Consider the following 22,235-nt stretch of genomic DNA (forward strand, 5'->3'; position numbering starts at 1 on the left):
CTAAATATGAAAATAGGATATGCGGCATCAGCAGGGGAAAAGGATATATTTGATACCATAGATTATGCATATAAAAATAATTTAAAGGCTGTAGAGCTTAATATAAATATGCCTATATTTTTTCCCGAAGGATTTAATAATGAAGATAGAAAAAGGATAAGGGAGTATAGCGAAGAAAAGGGAGTAGAACTTACTTTTCATGCTCCTGAGGATATTTCACTTCTTCAACTTCAAAAGGGTGTTAGAGATGCTGGAATAGCTAGAATTAAGGAAGTTATAGATTTTGGATATGATATAGGGGCTAGTAGACTTACAATGCACGTTGGACCAGCTGTTTGCTTTACACTAACAGATAGAAAAACCTATATGGATGAATTGTATTACCATGAATTTAAAGATGTATTAAGAGAAAGTATTATAGAACTTGTGAATTACTCTAAGGGAAAGATTAAACTTTGTATTGAGAATTCAGGAAGATTTCCGGCTAAATTAGTACAGGAAACCTTGGATGAGCTTTTAGTCAAGGAAGAAGATTTATTTTTAACCTGGGATATAGGACATTCTTATGAAAATAAGTATAATGAAGTAGAGTTCTTTTTAAGGCATATAGACAGAATAAGAACATGTCATGTCCATGATAATAATGGAAAGAGTGATCATCAGGTTGTTGGAGAGGGAAATGTAGACTTCAACTGGCATTTTAATAAAATGAAGGATAGGGACATAATTTATATTCTAGAAGTAAGGCCTAGAGATAAAGCAGTAGAATCTGTAAAAAACTTGATGAAGATAGTTAAATAGCTTTTAGATGTAAATAGATTTAAATAAGTTATGATATTAAAATGTAGTAAGCCACTGGAACGGTTTTAATTTAAACTGTTTCAGTGGCTTATTAGTTCGTAAAATTTAAGTTTAATAAATCGGTATAATGAATTAAGCATAATTTTGATTTAATAATGTATTATAGTTTTCAATAGTAGTTTCATACAATTGGAAAACAGTTTTGGCAAAGTTTGATGATGAGTATTTATCTGCTGTGCTTTCAGCATGTTTAGATAACATTTTTCTATAGTTTTCATCTGAGAATATAGATTTTATAGAATTTGAGAATTCAATTTCATTATCAAAAACCAAACCGTTCTTTCCATTTTCAATTACACCTTCTATACAAGGGTCATACTTACAGATTACTGGAAGACCAGTAGATAGTGCTTCTATATATGTAAGTCCTTGAGTTTCACTAGTTGATGAGGTTACGAAGGCATCAGCAATTTTATAATATTTATATACATTTTCCGGCTCTACCATACCTGTAAAAAAGATTTTATTGTTTAATCCTTTAGTTTCTACAAGGTTTTTCAGATTATCTAGATAAGGACCGCTGCCTACGATTAAAAGCTTTAAATCCTTCATTTCATCCTGGATATTATCAAACATATTTATAATAGAATCAATATTCTTTTCTTGAGCTATTCTTCCTAAATACAAAAGAATTTTATCTTTAGAATTTAAACCATATTGGAGCTTAAGGCTATTTTTCTCTTCTTCAGTTATGTCTCTTTGAAATTTACTAAGATCTATACCTGTAGGTATTATATTAATGTTAGTTTTAACTCCATAACTTATAAGAGCTTCTTTTACTTTTTCAGTAGGTGCTACTATTTCGTTTAAACTATTTAGCAGTAATTTAAGACACAAGCCCATTGTCTTTGGACTTATTACCTTACCATTAAGTATATAGTAAAGATAGTCCTCATACATTGTATGATATGTGTGCAAGTGAGGTATTTTTAACTTCCAAGCAATAAGTTTTGCATCTACCATAGTTGAGAACTCAGTTTGTGAATGTATAATATCAGGTTTCCAGGCTAATAGTTTGTCTACTATTTCTTTACTGAAAAGCTTCTTTACTTTAGCACCAGGATAAATCCTAAGGTTAAAAGACTTCAAATAATATATATCTCCATCAATTCGTTCTCTTCCATCTTCAGACAAAGTTAAAATCTTAACATCATGTCCCATTAACTTTAATTCTTTATACAAGTTATGGGTGGATATTACTACACCATTTATCATAGGATAAAATGCGTCAGTAGTTAATAATATTTTCATATCTAATCCTCCAAAATTTTATATAAAATAATGTGTTTATCTGATGACTACCATCCGTAATACTCCCACTTCTAAAGTGGGAGATAACGGCTGCTACGTCCCTAGATAAGGGCTTCTAAGCTTCAGGTGGAGAAAAAAACTCCACCTGAAGCCAAGAATCCTCTTTATACTAATTAATTTTATATGGAATAATTTAAGAAAAAGATATGTAAAGTATTAAAATTTCATTAAGATTTCATTAAAGGATTATATTGTAAGATTATAGCTAAAGGTAAGTACCCTATTTATGCTTCTTTTATATATACTACAACAGCATAAATAGCTGTTAAAAATACTATTATTGAATATATCCACCAACCTTTATCACCTATAGAATCTATTAACCAAGGTGCAAATACATTAGCCAAACCTAATATGAGTAAGGCAGCACCAAGGGAATTACTAAGTTTATCTACATTTTTAACTTTTTTTGAGTACCCTGTAATTAAAAAAATTCTTTTCTTAATACCAATTTCATATGCAAAAAATATAATTCCGAGTCCAGTTAACATCATTATAGTATTTTGAAGCAAAAACATTTAAGATCTCCTTTCGTAAGTAAAGAAATAAAGTTGTATATTTATTATAATAATAACATGAAAAAATGTTTTTGTTTACATCAATAAACTAAATTTACTAGAGTTATATAAATATTTGTAAAAAATATGAAATTTGGTCTTGAAAATTAATTTAAATATAGGATAATAGATATGTAACTAAATAAATATTAAGTTTAGAAGAGAGGTGTGCAGATGAGAAAAAAATTGAATTTAATCAAGATTCTACTAATGGCAGCTTTATTTACATTAACGTCTACTATAGCCTTCGCAGCAACAACTGGTTTCACTGAGCTACCTTCAAAAACGGGAGTAAGTACAACTAAACCATGGACTGTAAAACTTAACTTGGATTTGGACAAGAATACAATTAACAGCGAAAATATAAAAGTTAAGGATAACAAAGGAAATGCAGTAAAGGCAACGGTATATCCGGGAAAAGATAACAAATCTATAATGGTTTATCCACAAGTGGGAGGGTATTTTCCGGCAACAACATATTCTTTAGAACTTAGTACCAATGTTAAAAGTACTAGTGGAAAAAATTTAGCCAAGCCTACTAAAATGAGTTTCACAACATCAAATCAATATGAGGATACGACTTACTATGAAGCTTTACCAAGCATTAAAACTATAGATATTTTGGAAGGACCGATTTTAGAAAATAAAAGTGCAAGTTTTAGAATTAATCCAAATTATTCTGGAGAAGTTCAATATAGAGTATTTTTATTTAAATATCCAAAAGAGACATATGATAATCCAAACGTATATCCAAATGAACCATATATAGAGCTTACTAAGGGATATACAAGTGCTCTAAGCGGAAATTCACCATACATATTTAAAAAATCAGAAGGATTTGCTAGCGGAAAGTATAAACTTGTAGTTTATATAAAAGCAAAAGGTAGAGCAGGAGAAAGTAAAGATTTAAATACAGACTTTGATAATTATTACAGCTCATACTTTAGAGTTATTGCTAATAATATAACTGTAGACAAGCCTGCAGGAGCTAGCATTATTTATAGTAACTATGATAAAACTTTAGAAGAAGCAGCTTTAGAACAATTAAAAGGAAATCCTACTTATCAAGAAGTAAATGGTAAATGGTTAACACCAAGTAAAGAATTAGTGAAGTACTATATGAATCCAAATAATTTTTTGGATAATTATGGTAAATATCAATTTTTAAACTTGAACTATATAGACGGAATTACTGAAGATAATCTAAACAGCATATTAGAAGGGAAAGGCGTCCTAGATGGAAAAGGAGCAGTATTTTTGAAAGCTTCTAAGGATGCCAATATAAATCCTATTTATTTAGTTGCTCATGCACTACATGAGACTGGCAATGGAACATCCCAATTAGCTAGCGGAGTTCTCGTAAGTTCAGTTGATGGAAAAGCAGTAGAACCAAAGAAAACTTATAATATGTTTGGTATACGTGCTATTGATAGTAACCCATTAAAGTATGGTTCAGAATATGCATATACTCAAGGTTGGTTCAGTGTAGATGCTGCTATACTAGGAGGAGCTAAATTTGTAAGCGAAGGTTATATAAATAGTGCTAAGTATATGCAAAATACACTTTATAAGATGAGATGGAATATGCAAGTTACATGGCATCAATATGCTACAGACGTTAACTGGAGTCGTGCACAAATATCTAGAATTGAAAGTTTAATGAATCAGTGTGAAGGTGCACAAGTAGTTTTTGATGTTCCTAAGTTTAAATAATGTACAAGCTTTAATAAAATAAAGTGCAATAAAATGACGGCATGTAAGCTTACTAGGCTAACGCATATATGTATCATTGAGAAACCTTAAGTACTACTAATTATTTCTTCAAAGTTTCTCAAATTGATACATATATGCTAGCCAGTAATCTTACATGCCTTAATTAGTTGAAACTAATAATTACTATAGTAAATACTAAAAGGACTTCAAAAAGCAAAATGATAATTTTGCATGGCGTAGCCACACTGTAAAGTTACTAAGTAAGTATTATTGAGTACAATTTAAAGAATTACTATAAATAAATGCGATAGCATGTGAATATTTTTCAAAACAATCTGTAAACAAAGCATCATAATAAAATAACATATCTTTTAATCAATGACTAGCAAGTTTTTTTACCTGCTATAACTTCAACAGGCTATGCCTAAATCCCTGACACCCTAATCGGGTTGAGCGCTCTGAGCTTTTCTAATAAGTCAATTAATCTGATGACTACCATCCGTAACACTCTCACTTCTAAAGTGAGAGATAACGGCTGCTACGTCCCTAGATAAGGGCTTCTAAGCTTCAACTGGAAGAAAAACTCCATCTGAATCCGAGAATCCTCTTTATATAATACTTACAAGACCAATAAATTAGCTATATTCTAAATAGTAACTACTACAGTTCTTAACATACGTTTTATTTGAGTAATAGCGTCCTTGATTTACTTAATTTAAGGTACTAAAAGCAAGAAGGTATATAATTCAACGTAGCGAAGATTCTCTGTTGAATTATATACCTTCGATTTTTAGCACCTTATTCTGTAGTTACCAAGGCCGCCATTTTACCGCACTTTACTTAATCAACTAGATGCTCTGAGCCATTGTTGTTTATGCGATAATTTATCTTTCTATCTTTTAAATAGCTTTTAAAGTTTATCAATTGGATGGCTTCATCATCATTAGCAGCAATATAGATAGTAAGCATATTTTCGCTATCTATATAGTTTTTATTTATTATATTTTGTTTCTTAGCTTCCTCAACTATAAGTTCTAATCCTTTATCGATAGACTTGTTTTTTAATTTTATTGGTGCTACTAGGTTTCTAGCAGAAGTGCTTGTAGGCTTAATACTTACTATCTTATTCCACTTATTCACTTTAAGTTGAATAGTTGGAGGTATAGTTAACACAACTGAAGCCGAGGGTGTAAAAAAATAGTAGATGTTACTTCCAAATAGGATTATAAGTCCTATTATAGCTAGTCCTATAATTCGTCTAACAACAGTAGCTTTTGGAGTTAAAAGAGCACCGGAATATATATCTCCAATATTTGGAGTATAACTTTGGCGCTTTAAATTAAAAAATTCACCTTTTACAGTTCTTACGCAAACATAGTCTTTGTCTACTTTTACTACCACACCAGTTTTTCTTTTCATATCATAGAGTCACCTACTTAGTTTTATATCCACCATTAGAATTCTCAACATTTTTTTTACCACTATTTAAATTCATATTGGAACCCCTAGAAACTGGATTACCATTATTAGGTTTTCCAGTTTCTTTAGACTTCTCTTCTTTGTTTTTATCATTATTTAAAGTTTTATTATTAGAATTAGATTTATTATTTTTATTAGAATTAACTTTGCTATTATTTGTTTTAGAGGAACCTTTGTCATTTTTTGAGCTGTTATCTTGCTTTATGTTAGTGGAAGAATTATGCTTAGAATTATTTTCATTCTTTTTGATTTCAGGTATAGAAGAATTAGGATTAGTGATATTTCCTTTAGAATTAATATTACTGTTTTTATTAGTGTTATTAGTCCTATCTTCATTATCTTCTATTATATCAGTTTTTGGTATATTTGTATTGCCATTTTTGTTGTAGGTAACTTTTACGTCTAGGTTTTTTTCTTTAACAGCACTTTTAAATTTATTTAAATTTGAAATATTTATAGAACTGTCCCCTAATGAAGTAATATTTAATGAAATCATTTGAGAAACTTTGTCTTTTTTAGTATCTATAAAATGTTCATTTTCCGCTTCGTTTAGTATCATACTTAGAGCTTCATCAATGGATTTATTTTTTACATTTAAAGAAGCTAGTAATTTCTCACCATCATTATTTAGTGGTAAAGTTTTAATGATTCTATTCCATTTATTTGCTTTAAGTTCTAAAGAAGGATTAAGATCTAATACTATAGATGTAATTGGTTTATAGTAGCCGTAGGCAACTCCACCTATTGATGTAAATAGGAGCAAACAAGCCACTGCAGATGCGTATCTAAAAAATGGAATTTTAGTAACTGTAATTCCTGTATAAGAGCTTCCAATTGAGGGACTGTCCCCTGCAATTTTGACTTCTGCAAACTCACCGTCAGCAGTCATGATGCATGCTTTTTTGTTTTTGATTTCCATAACTATACCTGTTTTGTTAGCCATTATTTTCACCTACCTTTATATTTAGATAAGACTTTATGTATGGGTATTCTTTTGTAGAAAGTATAAGAATTAATGTCAGTAGGTATCTACGCCATTTTTCTATATATTTTTTCTTTGTATTTGTAAATAGTACTATTTGACTCACTGGAAGCAACTTTTTTTTCTTAATATATTCTAATATATCCTCATTTTTTGAGCAGGCTAAAGCTACATTTAATAAAGTATTTCTTGTATCTATATGTGAAGGGGAAGATTGCACAAGTTCCATGAAATTTAATTTATATTTAGAAAGCTCTTTTGAGAAAAGAGCAATTTCCTCAGCTCTTTTCTGGTTTTCAAGATCTATTTCATACTTATTTAAAGAAGCTTTATAGTCTATGTAATCTTCTCCATCTACTTCATTGCTTACATTATCAAAAACTAAATAAGGAGTATTTTTTGCTTTCCTAAAAAAATCTATGAGAGCATTTTTTATTATTACAGATGTATACCCAAAAAAATTACCTTTTTCTGCACTATAACTATCGCAAGCATTATTGAAAGCAATAAGTGCAATGCTAAGTTCATCATCGTTGTTCCAGTCTAAGTTCTTCTTACATACTTTATGCGCAATGCCGTATATAAAGTTTTTATGTTCTAGTATAAACTTATCCCTATCCTTGGAAATAAGTTCCATTGCATTCATTGCATCACCTCTTTAAGTTTCATTAATATATACGTATTTTATCGTATTTTTAGCAGGGGTCTGCAATGATAAAATATTTCCATTTATTAAAGAAGAGTTATCTTGAGGTTCTGTTTTAAATGAATGTTGATTTTTACAATCTTTAAAACATAGCCTAAGTTTTTTTAAAAAGACCCCCCTAAAATTAAAAAACCTCAGCGTACATATAGGCGAAAAGGGAAAACGAAAGTCATGGGAGGGAATTTACATGAAAAAATTAAGAGTTTTTGTAGCTAGTTTGGTTGTTTTAGCAAATATAAGTGGAGCGGCCTTTGCAGAGGGAAGTGTGTCATTTAGTGATGCTGCTGGAATTACTCCAGATAGTATATTATATGGTGTAGATAAAGCATTAGATAGTGCAAAAGTGGCATTGTCATTTAGCGATGAGAAAAAAGTAGAAACTATAGCTGATGTAGCAGAAGAAAGACTTGGAGAATCAGAGGTTATGGTTAAAGAAGGACAAGAAGATTTAGCTAAAACTGCTATTGATGAATATAGTAAAGATATGCAAGAAGCCAATGAACTTCTTCAAGGAATAATTAAAGATACTGAAGGGGAAGAAGTAGCTCTTGCAGGAAATGAAGATAATAGCACTACTACAGAACAAAGTGCTAATGATCAAAACACAACTACAACTACTGAAGAAAATAAAACAAATCTAGAAGAAACTAAAACAGAAGGAACTACAGTTACTGAAGGACAAACTACTGATGAAAATAAAGTTGATGAAGAAGATGTAAAAATAGATGAAGATAAAAATAAAGATGTAAAAGAATTAGAAGCTGCAATAATTGCAAGACAACAAAAAGCTATAGAAGTATTAAAAGCTATACAAGATAAGGTTTCAGATAGTGCAAAGGAAACTATTGCAGCAGTAATAGAAATGCAAACTGCAAAAAAAGAAGCAATAGCTCAAATGGTTGAAAAGAGAGAAGTTCTAACTACAACTAAGCAAGAAGTGAAAGATGCTATGACTAAGCTAGAAGAAGCTAAAAAGAGTGGAAATGAAGAAGCTGTAAAAGCTGCTGAAGAAGCACTAAAAGCTAGTAAAGCAAAATATATTGAATCAAAGACAGATTTTAAAGAAGCTTTTAAAGTTAATAAAGTTGTAAACAAAGAAACTAAAAAGTTAAATAGTGATTTAGTAAAAACTCTTCATAAGGAAGTTAAAGAAGGAAACATAACAAAAGAAGAAGCTAAAGAAGCTATAAAAGCAAGTAAAACAAACAATGGAAATGGAGCAATAAACAAAAAAGCTAAAGATAAAAAAGAAGAAGTTAAATCAGAAGAGAATAAAGAAATTAAAGAAACAGAAGAAACAAAAGAAGTAAAAGAAGAAGTGAAACAAGAAAAATCTAAAGAAGAAGTAAAAAATGCTGAAGAAGTTAAGAAAGAAGTTAAGGAAAAGCCAGAAAAGGCACAACAAAATAGAGGAAACTCAAACGAAGCTGGAAAAAATAGAAAATAATAATTTTGTTACCACCACACATTAACATAAATATATAAAAAGGGATCTGAATTTTTCAGGTCTCTTTTTACTTTCACATATTTTTATCCGATGACTACCCGCTCTAATACTCCAGTCGCACTCTGTGAAAGCGATTCACACCAAATCAAAGATTTGGACTCTCTGCTTTTCTTCAAAGTGGGAGTAAAAACTTCCTCTGAAGCCAAGAACTTTGTTTATAAGTTTAAGTATTCTACAAAATTCCTTCACATTTGTTAAGTACAATAAGTGTAGTAAGGAGGGATTCAAATGATGATGCTATTATTCATAGTTCTAATTTGGTATCTTTTAAAAGAAGATAAAGTTTCTTCAAATGGTAATGAAAATTTAGCTATACAGATCTTAAATAAGAAATTTATAAATGGAGAAATAGACGAAAATGAATATGCGCTTAAAAAGAAACTAATAAATGATTAGTTAGATATATTATTTAGAGAGGATGTGCAATCTATGTTTGGATTTGGAGGATGCGGAGGATATTATGGATTAGAAAGAGGAAGTCAGATGTGGCCGGGCTTTGCTTTTATGGGAATTCTCTGCATGGCATTTTTAATATTGATAGTAATGCTAATTATAAAGTTATCTAAAAAAGGTAAAAATAAAGATAGAGAATTTATAAACTTATTGAATGTAAAATTAGCTAATGGAGAAATTAGTGAAGAAGAATATATAAAGAGAAAAGAAACATTACTAAAATAGTATAGTTATTGTATAATATATTATATTAGCATGCAGAATACAAAATCTGCATGCTTTTACTCTATTCAAAGAAAAGGGTGATTTTTAATATGAATAAAAAAAGTATTTTAGTTGTAGACGATGAGAAAAAGATACTAGAAATAGTTGAAGCATATCTAAATAAAGAAGGATTCCGAGTTTTCGCAGCAAAAGATGGAGAAGAGGCATTAGATATATTTAAAAATAATTTAATTCATGTAATGGTGCTAGATTTAATGCTTCCTAAATTATCAGGAGAAGAAGTTTGCAGCAGAATAAGAGCAACTTCTGATGTACCTATTATAATGCTTACGGCTAAGTCAGATGAAGAGGATAAAATACAAGGGCTAGCTATTGGAGCTGATGACTATTTAACTAAGCCTTTTAGTGCTAGGGAGCTTGTAGGAAGAGTAAATGCGTTAATTAGAAGAAGTTATAGGGGAGAGAGGCCTTTAGCGGACTATTTGATATTTAATGATGGTGATTTGGAAGTTGATATTAAAAAGTTTGAAGTTAGAAAAAAAGGTGAAACCATAAATCTTACACCTAATGAATTTAAAATATTAAATGTTTTGTTAACAAATCCAGGTCAGGTATTTACTAGAGACCAACTTTTAGAAAAGGCTTTTGGAATTGATTTTGAGGGCTTTGATAGAACTGTAGATACTCATATTAAAAATATAAGGCATAAGATAGAAAATAATCCTAAGGACTGTAAATATATAGTTAGTGTGTATGGGGTAGGTTATAAGTTTGGAGGTAAAAAATGAAGAACGTACCTATTACAAAAAAGCTAGTGCTAAGTTTTTTTATTGTAGTAGTAGGGTCTATTCTTATAACAGGTCTTATGGCTAATCATATGATAGACAGAAGATTTAACAATTATTTAGAAGGACAGCTAAAAGCTAGAATTGAAAAACTAGTGAACTTAGTAGAAAGTGCTTATGATGAAAAAACAGGCAGTATGAATTTAGATAAGGAGAAGTTAAATGGATATGCTGAAGCAGAAGGCTTTTATATAAAGGTGCAGGATTCTAATGAAAAAGTTATTTATTCCTCAAGTAAAGATTATTTAGCTCATAAACATATGATGAACAATATGATGGGCCGCCAAATGATGGGGAAAAGTTCTAATTTGGATTCAGGTTCTTATGTAGAAGAGGGACATGATCTTATAAAGAATAATAATAAAATAGGGAAAATCACTATAGGATATTTGGGAAGCTACAATTTAACACTGCAGGATATTGAATTTAGAAAAACGCTAAATGAAGCTTTTTTTCATTCTGTAATATTATCTATTATATTTGGATTTATAATAAGTTTAATTTTATCAAAGCAATTAACCACACCTTTAATTCGTATAAATAAAGTAGCAAATGAAATGAAAAAAGGTAATTTTAAAATAAGATCAGATGTAAGTACAAGTACTTTAGAGATTAATGAACTTTCACAATCTATGAATTATTTAGCTGAAAGTCTTGAAAAACAAGAAGTTTTAAGAAAAAGGCTTACATCAGACATGGCTCATGAAATAAGAACACCTCTTACTATTCTTCAAAATTATATTGAGGGGTTTATGGATGGAGTATGGGAACCAACAGTAAAAAGATTTGAAAGTTGTTATGAGGAAATATTGAGGATAACAAAACTTGTAGGAAAACTACAGGATATTGCTAAGTTAGAGCAGGCAAATCTTTCCTTAAGCAAATCAAGCTTTGATTTAGGTGACCAGATAGAAAAGATTGTGGAAGTGTTTAAGCCGTTATACGCTAAGAAGGATCTAAAGATTATTACAGATATAGATGGAGATTTAAATATATTTATGGATAAGGATAAGGTAAAACAGATTCTTTATAATCTGCTTTCCAATGCCTATAGGTACTCTAATGATAAAGGTACAGTAAAAATTGAAGCTAAAAAAAATAGCAAGGACTTAGTTATAATCGTAGAAGACAATGGAATAGGAATATCTAAGGAAGAACTACCATATATATTTGAAAGATTCTATAGAACTGACAGATCTAGAAATAGAGAAACTGGAGGAACAGGTATTGGACTTACAATTACAAAGGCACTGGTTGAAGCCCATGGAGGAAGGATAGAAGTGGAAAGTGAAGTGGGGACAGGAACTACATTTAAAATTATATTTCCGAAGGAGGCTATATAAGGGTAAAGTTCATTAATTGTTAAATTTTGTTTAATTGTTATAAATATGTTTTATGTTATAATATATTGTAATATTCGAATATATAAATATATTAGGCTATGTTTTAAGAGATTGTTGATTTCGTACAATATCGAAAATAATTCTAAATTTAGTATAACAATTGTATCTAAACTTTCATTAACTCGCATAGCTCAGACAAATGAAAGTTCTTAACGCTACAATTGTTATACTAAATAAGAATTATAATTTCTTATTATAATGAACTCAACAATCTTTAAAACAGCCTTAACTACTAATGGAAGGTTTTAAATAAATGCAAAACCAACATTTATTTAAAACAGAATTATATATTAAATGAAAATTGGAGGTAGGTACATGAAAAATTCTATTAAAATAGGTATAATTTTAGTACTAATTTTAGCTGTGGCAGGTATTTACTATGGAAAGAATATATATGGTAAAAAAGGCGCAGAAAGAGGAAGTGCTATTACTAATAATATAGACGAAATAATAAAGATACAGGATGGAAAAATTAATAAGCCGGTAGTTATGGAGTTAGCTACAACAACATGCCCTAACTGTAGAGAAATGTATCCTATTATGGAAAGTGTAAATAAGAAATATGGTGATAAGGCGGTTGTTGGTGTAATATATTTAGATGATAAGAGAATTCAGGAAAAGGCAATGGATTTTGCTAAAAAATATTCAGTTAGAGTTGTTCCAACTATGGTTTTTCTAGACGAATATGGACAGCAGGTTATAAGACATGAAGGTACCATGAGTGAAGAGCAAATAATAAATATACTAAATCAGATAGGAGTGAAGTAATGGGGAATTTAATAAATAACTTCTCCAGCTTAATTTCAAACAATGCATATTTAGCTTTAATTATTTCCTTTATAGCGGGCATAGTTGCCTCTTTTAGTCCATGTGTTCTGTCTACTATACCTCTTGTTGTGGGATACGTAGGAGAGGCAGGGGTGAAAGATAAGAAAACTGCTTTTAAATATTCCGTATTTTTCTCTATAGGAGTAATAGTGACCTTTACAATATTAGGCGTAATTTTTGCAGCTATTGGGCAATTTATGAGCTTAACAGGTAACTGGTGGTATCTTATACTAGGAGCTATAATGCTCTTTGTTGGGCTACAGCTTATAGGAGTAATAGGTAGTGCTAATAAATCAGATATGTGTAAGGTGCCAAATAGAAGAAGAGGATTTCTTGGAGCATTTTTTCTAGGAATACTTGGAGGGGCACTATCTTCTCCATGTTCTACTCCAGTTCTAGCAGCAATTTTAGCATTTGTAGCACAAAAGGGTAATATTGCTTTAGGAGCATTGATGCTTTTATTCTATTCTATTGGACATTCTCTATTGGTACTTCTTGCAGGTACATCAGTGGGATTTGTACAACAGTTAAGTTTATCTTCTAAAACTACGGTTGTTGGGAAAGTATTAAAGATTATACTAGGAATTTTAGTTTTAATACTTGGTCTGTACTTATTCTATTTAGGATTTTAGCATTAAGTATAATTGGACAATCTATTTTAAATTAAAAAAATAGGATTTAGTGTAGAACTTTATTTGGTGTTCTGCATTAAATCCTTTAATTATATAGAAATGTTTCCTTACTTTATGATTTCTTTTATAACTTCTCTTAGAGTAGAAGGGTCAAATTCTATACCCTTTTCACTCAAATCAGTTTTTAGATCTTTAATAGGTTTATTTAGATCAGTGTCATTAGGTAACTTACATTTTTCTAATATAGTAGCTATAGGTATATTAAAATCTTTAGATACATCATTAAGAGTCATGTAACCTTTAATATTATCTGGATTTAATACTCCATTTTCAGATAGAGCTTCTACATTTGACAAAGAAGTTTTAAAAGTTTCAGTTGCTATGTTAGTGCCTATTACAATGGCTAGAACTGCAACAACTATAATGGAAGTCTTAATTGGAGATAAGTTAAACTTGCCACCTTTAGTTTCTAGAGTATTGCTTACAGGACAGCTTGAAATACAATCTCCGCAAGATATACATTCTGAACTTGATACTGATTCAGAAGAGTGAACGTCAAGTCCCATAGGGCAATTTCTAGTACAAGCCTTACAATTGATACATGTATTGCCATTTCTTTTTATTTTAAAAATTCTAAACTTAGAAGTTATAGATAAAGCTGCACCGAGAGGACATAGATATCTGCACCAAGCTCTTTCAATAAATAGTGATACCACAAAAATAATTATTAATATAATGAATCCTATTAAAAATTCTTCAAATATCTCTGCACCAGTATTTAGATGCATAAATGCTGCCCAAGGATCATAAGGTCTTAAAATAAGTTCTCCAGCTTTATAAGTTACAAAGAGTACAACAAATAATGTGATATATTTTACAAATCTTAAAGGTTTGTCTATAGATGATGGAACTTGAATTTGTTTTATGTGAAGTTTTCTAGCTAGTTTATTTATTAAGCTTTGTACAGTTCCAAGGGGGCATATATAACCACAAAAGGCTTTACCAATAATTATAGTTAAGATTATTATTGCTATAAGGAATATAAAAGAGGAAGGAGTTATTCTATTCATGTATTCACCGGACTTTAAAAGAGTTGGTAATGTCTCCAATCCTCCAAAAGGACAAAGTGCATCTACTGAAGGAGAACCGTCGGGGCCGCCGCCTTTTATTTGATGCATTATTGCAAAGAATGGGGCTAAAATTAGAAATATTATTGATATTATCCATCTAGATTTATTTTTCATTTTAATTACACCTCACTATTTAATATGTATTGATATAATATTAATATTTTATTTTGATTAAACTGTGGTGTAATTGTGATGAAATTGTAAAATAAAAAAAGAAATCCATGATAGGATTTCTTTAAAACTAGGCCTGTTTTATTAATGGAGGAGAGTAACGATTTTTTTCTATGACTACAGGAAACTGGATATCTCCCTTTAATTCTTTATCTCTCTCGATAATAACGTTTTTATCTATTATTACTCTTGTAAGCTTAGCATTTTCTTTAATTTCGCAGTTTTGAAGTATTATACAGCCATCTAATTGAGCTCCTTTACGAATTATGACTCTTCTTGATATTATGCTATTTTTTACTGACCCTTCTATAATACATCCATTGGCCACTAATGAATTAGATACATTTGAGCCGTTAGCATATTTAGTAGGGGGAGCATCTTTTACCTTAGTATAAATAGGGCTTGTTCCCAAAAATAGTTCTTTATTAATTTTAGGATTAAGCATATCCATATTAAATTTATAATAAGCGTTAGTTGAATTTATACAAGATAAATATCCTTTAAATTCATATCCTTTAATGTTCAGTTTTAAGTTATTGGAGTAGATGCAATCTTTTATGGATTTGTAATAGCCAGTGGATACACATCTATTTATAATATTTAAGAGTATATCCTTTTTCATTATAAACATGTCCATAGATATATTGCTAATAGGATCTACACCTATATTTTTTCCAACACTTATAACTTTTTTATTAGAATCTAGATTAAGAACGTTACAATTTGGAAAATTGATATATGAACCATCTACATCCTTATATAGTACAGTTATATCTGCACCTTCATTTTCATGGTATTCTATAGCTTCTGTATAATCTATGTTGCAAATCATGTTAGATGATGAAAAGATAACATTATTTTGTTTGCTTCTATATAAATAATCTATATTATCTTTTAGTAGGTATATATCATTAGTTTTAGAATCAGAGAAATTAAAGTTAAATACAAATAATCCATTGATTTTTCTATCTAAGTCCCAAGGCTTGCCCGATTCAAGATGATGTAATAGGGATCTAGATTTGTCCTGAGTATATATGCCTATATTAGTTATACCTGAGTTTACCATGTTTGATAATACAAAATCTATTATTCTATATCTTCCTCCGATAGGGATTGCAGCCAAAGGTCTGCTGCTTGTTAAGCTCTTTATATGCGAATCGTCTTCGTTTAGACTTATAATGCCCATATAGTCTTTCAGCATAGTATTTCCTCCTAAATTATTTAATAATAGAATTCATTTTAATATCTTCATAATCTCCAATGACTGTAATTTCTTCACTATTACCTATTACGCTGTTCTTTCTTATAATAGTTTCTGTACCAATAATGCATTTTCTTATTATTACATTGTCACCTATCTTGGTGTTGGACATTATTACAGAATCTTCGATTATTGTATTTTTACCTATATGAACCCCAGGAAATACAACTGAATTAGTTATAGTTCCAAAAATAGTACAACCTTCAACGATTAGAGAGTTATGTATCTTTACGTTAGGCCCTATATATTGAGGAGGCTTAGCTGGGGTTACAGAATATATCTTCCAGTCTGTGTCATAAATGTTCAGTTGATTTTCTGGATTCAATAAATCCATATTCGCTTCCCACAAACTTTGAATTGTACCTACATCTTTCCAGTAACCACTAAATGGATAGGCATATAAGTTATAGCCTGAGTTTAATAATTTAGGAATTATGTCTTTACCAAAATCGTGACTAGAATTTTTATCTTTAGAATCTTCAATAAGAAATTTTTTTAGAATCTTCCAATCAAAGATATACACTCCCATAGAAGCTTTATTATTTTTAGGACAGTCTGGCTTTTCATCGAATTCAAAGATTTTATTGCTTTTGTCAGTATTCATAATACCAAATCTGCTAGCTTCTTCTAAGGGAACTTCAATTACTGCTATAGTAGCATCAGAATTATTTTCTTTATGGAACTTTAACATTTGGGAGTAGTCCATTTTATATATATGATCGCCAGATAATACAAGGATAAATTCAGGTTCATATCTATCTATAAAGCTTATATTTTGATATATAGCATCCGCAGTTCCCATATACCAGTTGCCTCCGTCATTTCTTATATGAGGAGGAAGAATTGTAACACCTCCGCTGTTTCTGTCAAGATCCCAAGGGCTTCCTATCCCTATATGAGAGTTAAGAATATGTGGCTGATACTGGGTTAGAACGCCTATAGTATCTATACCAGAATTAGAGCAATTACTTAAGGTAAAGTCGATAATTCTGTACTTTCCTCCAAAAGGTACAGCTGGTTTTGCATTGTTCATAGTTAAAATTTTAAGCCGGGTACCTTGTCCACCTGCCAATATCATAGCTAGTATTTCTTTCTTTAGCATTTGCTTCACCACCAATTATTTTATAATGAAACTTCTTTATTTGATGACTACAATCCGTAATACTCCCACTTTTAAAGTGGGAGATAACGGCTGCTACGTCCCTAGATAAGGGCTTCTAACCTTCAATTGGAGAAAAAAACTCCATCTAAAGCAAAGAATCCTCTTAATAAATATTATTAATAAAGGCCGAAATATATTCATAAGAAAAGCGGGGGCCTTTGGGAAATATTTACTATATATCTTAATATACATTATTTACCATATGACTTCAATATAAAAACCCTAAAACATATAGTCAATATGCTTTAGGGTATATACAGCCAGAATACACTATTAATTTTTTAGCTTATATTTATTGTTTGTTATTTTAAAATTATCTTTTAATCCAGAGGAAGTATAAACATTTGAATCAGATGTAATAAAAACAGCATCTACGTTTTTTAGAGATTCTATTAGTTTTAATCCTTCATCCAATCCCAATGAAAAAACTGTTGTAGAAAGACCATCCGCATCAACTGATTTATCAGCAACAATTGATACTCCTAAAAGAGAGTTATTAACAGGATATCCTGTCTTAGTATCTAATATATGGTGATATCTTTTGCCATTTTGTTCGAAGTATCTTTCATATACGCCAGAGGTTACCACTGATTTATTTTCCACCTCTACAATACCTAGGTATTCTCCTCTAGTGCTGGCAGGGTCTTGGATTCCTAGCTTCCATTTTGTATTATCAGGTTTGTCTCCCAATGCCATTATGTTTCCACCAAGATTTATGATGGCATGCTTTACTCCATTTTCTAATAAAACTTTTTCTACTTGGTCTGCGGCATATCCTTTTGCAATTGCTCCAAGGTCAATTACCATACCTTTCTTCTTAAGCATTATTCTTTTATTCTTTTCATCTAATATTATATTCTTATAATCTACTAAAGGTAATTTTGAGTTTATTTCTTGCTGTGATGGGACTCTTGCTTTATCAGTACCAATATTCCAGAGCTTTACAATAGGCCCTATTGAAATATCAAATTTACCATTAGATAATTGAGAGTAATATAAACTCTTCTTAATAACATCAAAGGTATCATCGGATACTTTTACAAAGTCTATTCCAGCTTTGGAGTTTATATTTATAACTTCACTGGTTTCTTTATTTATAGTCATTTTATCTTCTATATCACTTATTCTATTAAAAGCTTTTTCCAGAACATCTCTAGAACTATTATCGTATATAGTTATTTTGCAGAAGGTTCCAAGAAGAAGGCCTTCTTTAGAGATAGGTTCCACCGAAGTTTGGCTTGATTGCTTTTTAGAACAGCCTGCATATGTAAAGGTTAAAATAAGAATTAACATTAATGGAATAATATTTTTTTTAAGCTTAAACATTATACTCCTCCGCATATAAATAGTTTTTTTAATATAATAATTTGTATTCCTCATTTTACTATTTGATTATCTAAAAGTCAATTTTACTGTGTACAAAACTACCATTTGAATATGTTCTTTATAGATGTTAATATTATAGTATATTTAAATTAACTTCTCTTTAGAAAGGAGAGGGATGAATGAAGAAACTAGATAAAATTATTATAGTTTTTTTTGTTGTGTTAGCAATAGCTTTAGGTGTTGGAATGAAAATAAATTCCAATAGGAATTATAATAAAAAATATGCTGAAATTTATGTAAAGGGAGAGTTCTATAAAAAGGTTGAACTTGATAAAAAAAATTCAAAAGAAGTTTTAAATATAAAAACAGATTTAGGAGATAACGTTATTGAAATAGAGAATGGTGGAGTTAGAATTATAGATGCGGATTGTCCAGATAAGGTCTGTGTTAAAGATGGATTTAAAGATAAACCAGGAAGTGTAATTGTATGTTTACCACATAAAGTCGTTATTCAAATAAAAGGTGAAAAGGGAGAAAATGTGGTAGATGAAGTATCTCAATGAGGTGTAAATAGATGAAAAAAACTCAAAAGTTAACTTTTATAGCTTTGTTTGTAGCTCAAGGACTAATTTTATATATGGTTGAGAGAATGCTTCCGGTACCTTTTATAACACCAGGGGCAAAACTTGGACTTAGCAATATTATAACCGTAATTGCGTTATATATGTTTAGCTTTAAGGATGTATTATTAATAATTATATTGAGGATAATACTATCTACATTATTTGGAGGTACACTCTCATCATTTTTATATAGTATAGCAGGAGGACTTTTAAGTTTTTTTGCAATGTATTTTATAAAAAAGGTAGGAAAAGACAATATAAGCATTATAGGAATAAGTATTATAGGAGCAGTTTTCCATAATATTGGACAAATAGCAGTTGCAGCTTTAGTTATCGAAAATGCAATGATTGTTGCTTATTTGCCGGTGCTTATTGTTGCAGCCTTAGGGACAGGGTTCTTTATAGGACTTACATCAAAATACTTGCTTCCGTTCTTGGACAGGATATATACAAAATAGAAAGCATATTTTTAACAAAAAGCGAATACTAAAAATTAAAACACCAATTACCAGTGCATTTTTTATTTGCAAAGAGTATATGGTGTTTATTTTTATGTTCGCTTATAGGTATATATCAGAGAACTCTACATTTACTCTTTCATCATTGGATAAATAGCTAAATGAATCGGAATAGAGTTTAATTTCTTTATCTGGTATAGTATATACTGGCAAAGTTATAATAAATTCACTTCCTTTTTTAGGTTCACTGATAATATCAATAGATCCTCCATGCATTTCTACAAGAGATTTTACTAGGGACAGTCCTATACCACTTCCTTCATGATTTCTAGATAATGACTTGTCTACTTGTACAAATCTTTCAAAAATTAACTTTTGCTTACTTTTCGAAATGCCAATACCAGTATCTTTAACAGAGATTTGAACAGACTCCCCCTTATCATATATATTGATAAAGATCTGTCCCCCTGGATTTGTAAACTTAATAGCGTTAGATATAAGGTTTAGTAGAATCCTTTCAATTATGTTAGCATCACAGGCTATTATTTTCTCTTCTAATTCTGTATCAAAAGTTAAGCTTAACCCATTATCTTCTGCATAGGAAGCTACAGACATGGATATTTCTTCAACTACGTCTATTATATTATAATTTTCTAGGTTTAATTCAAAGTAACCAGCGTCTATCTTGGTCATATCTATTAAGTTATTTACAATTCTAAGTAGCCTATAACAATTTTGTTTCATTATAGAAGAATATTTATCAAAGCTGTTTATACTTTCATATTTAAGCATGTCCTTTTCGTGCATTACTTCAATATACTGTAATGCACTTAGGATTACATTAAGAGGAGTTCTAAGCTCGTGAGATAAATTTGCAAAAAATTCTGTTCTTAAGTTATCATACTCTACTAATTCATTTAATAGTTTTTTGTCTTCCTGAGCTTTTATATGACTTGTTATATTTTGACCAATAGTTACTAAACTTTTAATATTACTATTAGGATTTACTATTGGCACTTTTATAAAATCATAAACACGGAATTCTTCATTTTCTTTATCAAAGCGCTCTGTATAACTTACTATTTCGCCTTTTTTAAAGGCTAAATTATCAAAATTTTTACATTTTAGTAATCCTTCTTTATAAACGTTATCCATAGCTAAAAGCTCTGCATCAGTCTTTCCTCTCCATTCATTCGGGTCTATATTAAAAAATTCCAGAGTGGATTTATTAGTTTCCAGCCATCTACCATGTTGATCCTTTAAGCAGATTAATGCAGGAGAAGAGTTTATTAAGGTACGAAGTCTTTGTTCACTTTCGCTGAGAGCAGCTTTAGCTTCATGTCTTTTACGTATGCTTAATGCTAAGAAATAAAATAACACCATTACAAAAATGATAAATACAAATATAAATTTTTTTGGAATCACATAGGAAGCTATTGGAAGATTAATGATTGTACTATCATAAGGTAAGGCAGTTGGAGAAATATTAAACCTTTTTAGCTGCTTATAGTCAAAAATATATTTTGAATCATTTTTTTTAATAATTTCAATATTTGAAGGTTTTTCACCATGTAATACTCGGTATGCTAGTTTTCCGGCAATTTCACCCGTATTTTTACCAGAGATAACTTTTCCACCAACAACCCCATAATTTAGAAAGCAATCCCAAGATGCATACACTGGGATGGAGTAATCAGTTAATACTAAGCCAGCACCATCTTCTATATGAATATGATCTTTATAATATGATGTATAGCCCGAAAGCATTAAAGCTATACTGTTCTTAGATAGTTCATCAATTTTTGCTTTACTATTAAAAAAATTTGTATCATCCATAAAAATAAAGTTTAAATTTTGTTTTTTATAATTAGGAATAATCTGATCTAGTGATTTTTTTACAGCAGTACCAGTGGAAGAATTAGAGCTAATTACAATTACATTTTGTATATTGCTATTAAGTTTAAGTGCAATATCTAAGGTTTCTTTAAGTGAAATATCTTCTACAACACCGGTAATATTTGAACGGTTTTTTATCATTGAATCTTGAAAATAATTTACGCCGCAAAACACGATAGGAGTATCTTGAAATAAAGCATCACTATATTTAGATAAAAAATCAAAGGCACTATTATCAGTGGAAATAATGACGTCAAATTTTTTGTTCTTATATTTAGTTTTATAAAAGTTATACAAACTATCAATATATCCGTTATCATGAAAGTTTTTCGTATCCATATATTCTATATGAATATTAATATTTTTTTCTCCATTTTTTATCACTGAAGTTATACCTTCTACAATATCATCAGACCATTGTACATCTTTATGATATGAGTTAAGAATGAGAACGTGTTTCTCATGGGATTCTGTTGCAAAAGAATTAGTTTTATAAAGAGAAATAAGAAGACAGAACAATAAAAGGATAAATATATATTTCATTTGATTATAAGTTTTAGTCATAGTAATAGTTATCTCCGTATTTTTTAGATGGTAGATTAAAATGTAACGTACATAAGGTTAAAATAATTCTAACATTGGACTCGTGGTATTTCAACAATTTATTTAATAATTAGATGTGCATCAATAAAAAGTTTAAATTTAT

At 29.9% G+C, this 22,235-nt stretch carries 21 protein-coding genes; 11 read left to right on the forward strand and 10 right to left on the reverse strand.

Features of this window, described 5'->3' with window-relative positions; all coding sequences use genetic code 11:
* Nucleotides 1-6 precede the first annotated feature (6 nt).
* A complete protein-coding gene (locus tag ACWW38_RS10835) occupies nt 7-801 on the forward strand; it encodes a sugar phosphate isomerase/epimerase family protein (RefSeq protein WP_456257564.1) in 795 nt (264 codons plus the stop codon).
* Between the two features lie 132 nt (nt 802-933).
* On the opposite strand, the gene ACWW38_RS10840 is transcribed toward ACWW38_RS10835, so the two are convergent.
* Entirely contained in the window at nt 934-2,112 is a 1,179-nt protein-coding gene (locus ACWW38_RS10840; RefSeq protein WP_456257565.1) for a glycosyltransferase family 4 protein, read from the reverse strand.
* Nucleotides 2,113-2,396: 284 nt separating this feature from the next.
* Nucleotides 2,397-2,690 carry a hypothetical protein gene (locus tag ACWW38_RS10845; RefSeq protein ID WP_456257566.1) on the reverse strand — a complete coding sequence of 98 codons (294 nt, stop codon included), beginning with the start codon at nt 2,688-2,690 and terminating at the stop codon, nt 2,397-2,399.
* A gap of 213 nt (nt 2,691-2,903) precedes the next feature.
* Here ACWW38_RS10845 and ACWW38_RS10850 point away from each other — a divergent pair, with 213 nt between their 5' ends.
* Nucleotides 2,904-4,442: an N-acetylglucosaminidase gene (locus ACWW38_RS10850; protein ID WP_456257567.1), complete on the forward strand. Its 1,539-nt coding sequence runs from the start codon at nt 2,904-2,906 to the stop codon at nt 4,440-4,442.
* 840 nt (nt 4,443-5,282) lie between these two features.
* Here ACWW38_RS10850 and ACWW38_RS10855 read toward each other — a convergent pair.
* The 3 genes from ACWW38_RS10855 to ACWW38_RS10865 are packed head-to-tail and all read right to left on the reverse strand — an operon-like array spanning nt 5,283 to nt 7,549.
* The gene (locus ACWW38_RS10855; protein WP_456257568.1) at nt 5,283-5,861 is read right to left on the reverse strand and encodes an anti-sigma-I factor RsgI family protein; all 579 of its coding nucleotides are present in this window, start codon (nt 5,859-5,861) and stop codon (nt 5,283-5,285) included.
* Nucleotides 5,862-5,874: 13 nt separating this feature from the next.
* Complete coding sequence (locus ACWW38_RS10860; RefSeq protein ID WP_456257569.1) at nt 5,875-6,864, reverse strand: anti-sigma factor domain-containing protein; 990 nt, start codon at nt 6,862-6,864, stop codon at nt 5,875-5,877.
* Complete coding sequence (locus tag ACWW38_RS10865; protein ID WP_456257570.1) at nt 6,857-7,549, reverse strand: sigma factor; 693 nt, start codon at nt 7,547-7,549, stop codon at nt 6,857-6,859. The genes ACWW38_RS10860 and ACWW38_RS10865 overlap by 8 nt, the downstream gene beginning before the upstream one ends.
* 247 nt (nt 7,550-7,796) lie before the next feature.
* Here ACWW38_RS10865 and ACWW38_RS10870 point away from each other — a divergent pair, with 247 nt between their 5' ends.
* The 7 genes from ACWW38_RS10870 (at nt 7,797) to ACWW38_RS10900 (ending at nt 13,502) form a co-directional block, all read left to right on the forward strand.
* Complete coding sequence (locus ACWW38_RS10870) at nt 7,797-9,056, forward strand: DUF5667 domain-containing protein (RefSeq protein WP_456257571.1); 1,260 nt, start codon at nt 7,797-7,799, stop codon at nt 9,054-9,056.
* A 288-nt stretch (nt 9,057-9,344) separates the two neighbouring features.
* Nucleotides 9,345-9,512 carry a hypothetical protein gene (locus ACWW38_RS10875; protein WP_456257572.1) on the forward strand — a complete coding sequence of 56 codons (168 nt, stop codon included), beginning with the start codon at nt 9,345-9,347 and terminating at the stop codon, nt 9,510-9,512.
* A 33-nt stretch (nt 9,513-9,545) separates the two neighbouring features.
* Nucleotides 9,546-9,794: an SHOCT domain-containing protein gene (locus ACWW38_RS10880; protein WP_456257573.1), complete on the forward strand. Its 249-nt coding sequence runs from the start codon at nt 9,546-9,548 to the stop codon at nt 9,792-9,794.
* Nucleotides 9,795-9,883: 89 nt separating this feature from the next.
* Nucleotides 9,884-10,582: a response regulator transcription factor gene (locus ACWW38_RS10885; protein WP_456257574.1), complete on the forward strand. Its 699-nt coding sequence runs from the start codon at nt 9,884-9,886 to the stop codon at nt 10,580-10,582.
* Nucleotides 10,579-11,982, forward strand: a complete 1,404-nt coding sequence (locus tag ACWW38_RS10890) for a sensor histidine kinase (protein ID WP_456257575.1) — start codon at nt 10,579-10,581, stop codon at nt 11,980-11,982. Before ACWW38_RS10885 ends, ACWW38_RS10890 begins: the two co-directional genes overlap by 4 nt.
* 375 nt (nt 11,983-12,357) lie before the next feature.
* Nucleotides 12,358-12,810, forward strand: coding sequence for a thioredoxin family protein (locus ACWW38_RS10895; protein ID WP_456257576.1), 453 nt, complete (start codon nt 12,358-12,360; stop codon nt 12,808-12,810).
* On the forward strand, nt 12,810-13,502 hold the full coding sequence (locus ACWW38_RS10900; RefSeq protein ID WP_456257577.1) for a cytochrome c biogenesis CcdA family protein: 693 nt from the start codon (nt 12,810-12,812) through the stop codon (nt 13,500-13,502). The genes ACWW38_RS10895 and ACWW38_RS10900 overlap by 1 nt, the downstream gene beginning before the upstream one ends.
* A gap of 107 nt (nt 13,503-13,609) precedes the next feature.
* On the opposite strand, the gene ACWW38_RS10905 is transcribed toward ACWW38_RS10900, so the two are convergent.
* The 4 genes from ACWW38_RS10905 to ACWW38_RS10920 all read right to left on the reverse strand — a co-directional run bounded on the left by ACWW38_RS10905 (nt 13,610) and on the right by ACWW38_RS10920 (nt 18,552).
* Nucleotides 13,610-14,746 (reverse strand): 4Fe-4S binding protein, encoded by a 1,137-nt coding sequence (locus tag ACWW38_RS10905; RefSeq protein ID WP_456257578.1) that lies wholly within the window; start codon nt 14,744-14,746, stop codon nt 13,610-13,612.
* 127 nt (nt 14,747-14,873) lie between these two features.
* A complete protein-coding gene (gene glgD, locus ACWW38_RS10910) occupies nt 14,874-16,004 on the reverse strand; it encodes a glucose-1-phosphate adenylyltransferase subunit GlgD (RefSeq protein WP_456257579.1) in 1,131 nt (376 codons plus the stop codon).
* Between the two features lie 16 nt (nt 16,005-16,020).
* Nucleotides 16,021-17,166 (reverse strand): glucose-1-phosphate adenylyltransferase, encoded by a 1,146-nt coding sequence (locus ACWW38_RS10915; RefSeq protein WP_456257580.1) that lies wholly within the window; start codon nt 17,164-17,166, stop codon nt 16,021-16,023.
* Nucleotides 17,167-17,499: 333 nt separating this feature from the next.
* Nucleotides 17,500-18,552 carry an FAD:protein FMN transferase gene (locus ACWW38_RS10920; protein WP_456257581.1) on the reverse strand — a complete coding sequence of 351 codons (1,053 nt, stop codon included), beginning with the start codon at nt 18,550-18,552 and terminating at the stop codon, nt 17,500-17,502.
* Nucleotides 18,553-18,731: 179 nt separating this feature from the next.
* On the opposite strand from ACWW38_RS10920, the gene ACWW38_RS10925 reads away from it, so the two are divergent.
* Both ACWW38_RS10925 and ACWW38_RS10930 read left to right on the forward strand, forming a co-directional pair.
* Complete coding sequence (locus tag ACWW38_RS10925) at nt 18,732-19,115, forward strand: NusG domain II-containing protein (RefSeq protein ID WP_456257582.1); 384 nt, start codon at nt 18,732-18,734, stop codon at nt 19,113-19,115.
* An 11-nt stretch (nt 19,116-19,126) separates the two neighbouring features.
* On the forward strand, nt 19,127-19,633 hold the full coding sequence (locus tag ACWW38_RS10930; protein WP_456257583.1) for a Gx transporter family protein: 507 nt from the start codon (nt 19,127-19,129) through the stop codon (nt 19,631-19,633).
* 102 nt (nt 19,634-19,735) lie between these two features.
* On the opposite strand, the gene ACWW38_RS10935 is transcribed toward ACWW38_RS10930, so the two are convergent.
* Complete coding sequence (locus ACWW38_RS10935; protein ID WP_456257584.1) at nt 19,736-22,093, reverse strand: ABC transporter substrate binding protein; 2,358 nt, start codon at nt 22,091-22,093, stop codon at nt 19,736-19,738.
* Between the last annotated feature and the right edge of the window lie 142 nt (nt 22,094-22,235).

This window comes from Clostridium sp. JNZ J1-5, from assembly GCF_053901425.1.

What these genes read in the sequence shown, in the direction of transcription:
- ACWW38_RS10835 (WP_456257564.1), top strand. Translation starts at nt 7, where the DNA reads ATGAAAATAGGATATGCGGCATCAGCAGGGGAAAAGGATATATTTGAT.
- ACWW38_RS10840 (WP_456257565.1), bottom strand. Translation starts at nt 2,112, where the DNA reads ATGAAAATATTATTAACTACTGACGCATTTTATCCTATGATAAATGGT.
- ACWW38_RS10845 (WP_456257566.1), bottom strand. Translation starts at nt 2,690, where the DNA reads ATGTTTTTGCTTCAAAATACTATAATGATGTTAACTGGACTCGGAATT.
- ACWW38_RS10850 (WP_456257567.1), top strand. Translation starts at nt 2,904, where the DNA reads ATGAGAAAAAAATTGAATTTAATCAAGATTCTACTAATGGCAGCTTTA.
- ACWW38_RS10855 (WP_456257568.1), bottom strand. Translation starts at nt 5,861, where the DNA reads ATGAAAAGAAAAACTGGTGTGGTAGTAAAAGTAGACAAAGACTATGTT.
- ACWW38_RS10860 (WP_456257569.1), bottom strand. Translation starts at nt 6,864, where the DNA reads ATGGCTAACAAAACAGGTATAGTTATGGAAATCAAAAACAAAAAAGCA.
- ACWW38_RS10865 (WP_456257570.1), bottom strand. Translation starts at nt 7,549, where the DNA reads ATGAATGCAATGGAACTTATTTCCAAGGATAGGGATAAGTTTATACTA.
- ACWW38_RS10870 (WP_456257571.1), top strand. Translation starts at nt 7,797, where the DNA reads ATGAAAAAATTAAGAGTTTTTGTAGCTAGTTTGGTTGTTTTAGCAAAT.
- ACWW38_RS10875 (WP_456257572.1), top strand. Translation starts at nt 9,345, where the DNA reads ATGATGATGCTATTATTCATAGTTCTAATTTGGTATCTTTTAAAAGAA.
- ACWW38_RS10880 (WP_456257573.1), top strand. Translation starts at nt 9,546, where the DNA reads ATGTTTGGATTTGGAGGATGCGGAGGATATTATGGATTAGAAAGAGGA.
- ACWW38_RS10885 (WP_456257574.1), top strand. Translation starts at nt 9,884, where the DNA reads ATGAATAAAAAAAGTATTTTAGTTGTAGACGATGAGAAAAAGATACTA.
- ACWW38_RS10890 (WP_456257575.1), top strand. Translation starts at nt 10,579, where the DNA reads ATGAAGAACGTACCTATTACAAAAAAGCTAGTGCTAAGTTTTTTTATT.
- ACWW38_RS10895 (WP_456257576.1), top strand. Translation starts at nt 12,358, where the DNA reads ATGAAAAATTCTATTAAAATAGGTATAATTTTAGTACTAATTTTAGCT.
- ACWW38_RS10900 (WP_456257577.1), top strand. Translation starts at nt 12,810, where the DNA reads ATGGGGAATTTAATAAATAACTTCTCCAGCTTAATTTCAAACAATGCA.
- ACWW38_RS10905 (WP_456257578.1), bottom strand. Translation starts at nt 14,746, where the DNA reads ATGAAAAATAAATCTAGATGGATAATATCAATAATATTTCTAATTTTA.
- glgD (WP_456257579.1), bottom strand. Translation starts at nt 16,004, where the DNA reads ATGCTGAAAGACTATATGGGCATTATAAGTCTAAACGAAGACGATTCG.
- ACWW38_RS10915 (WP_456257580.1), bottom strand. Translation starts at nt 17,166, where the DNA reads ATGCTAAAGAAAGAAATACTAGCTATGATATTGGCAGGTGGACAAGGT.
- ACWW38_RS10920 (WP_456257581.1), bottom strand. Translation starts at nt 18,552, where the DNA reads ATGTTTAAGCTTAAAAAAAATATTATTCCATTAATGTTAATTCTTATT.
- ACWW38_RS10925 (WP_456257582.1), top strand. Translation starts at nt 18,732, where the DNA reads ATGAAGAAACTAGATAAAATTATTATAGTTTTTTTTGTTGTGTTAGCA.
- ACWW38_RS10930 (WP_456257583.1), top strand. Translation starts at nt 19,127, where the DNA reads ATGAAAAAAACTCAAAAGTTAACTTTTATAGCTTTGTTTGTAGCTCAA.
- ACWW38_RS10935 (WP_456257584.1), bottom strand. Translation starts at nt 22,093, where the DNA reads ATGACTAAAACTTATAATCAAATGAAATATATATTTATCCTTTTATTG.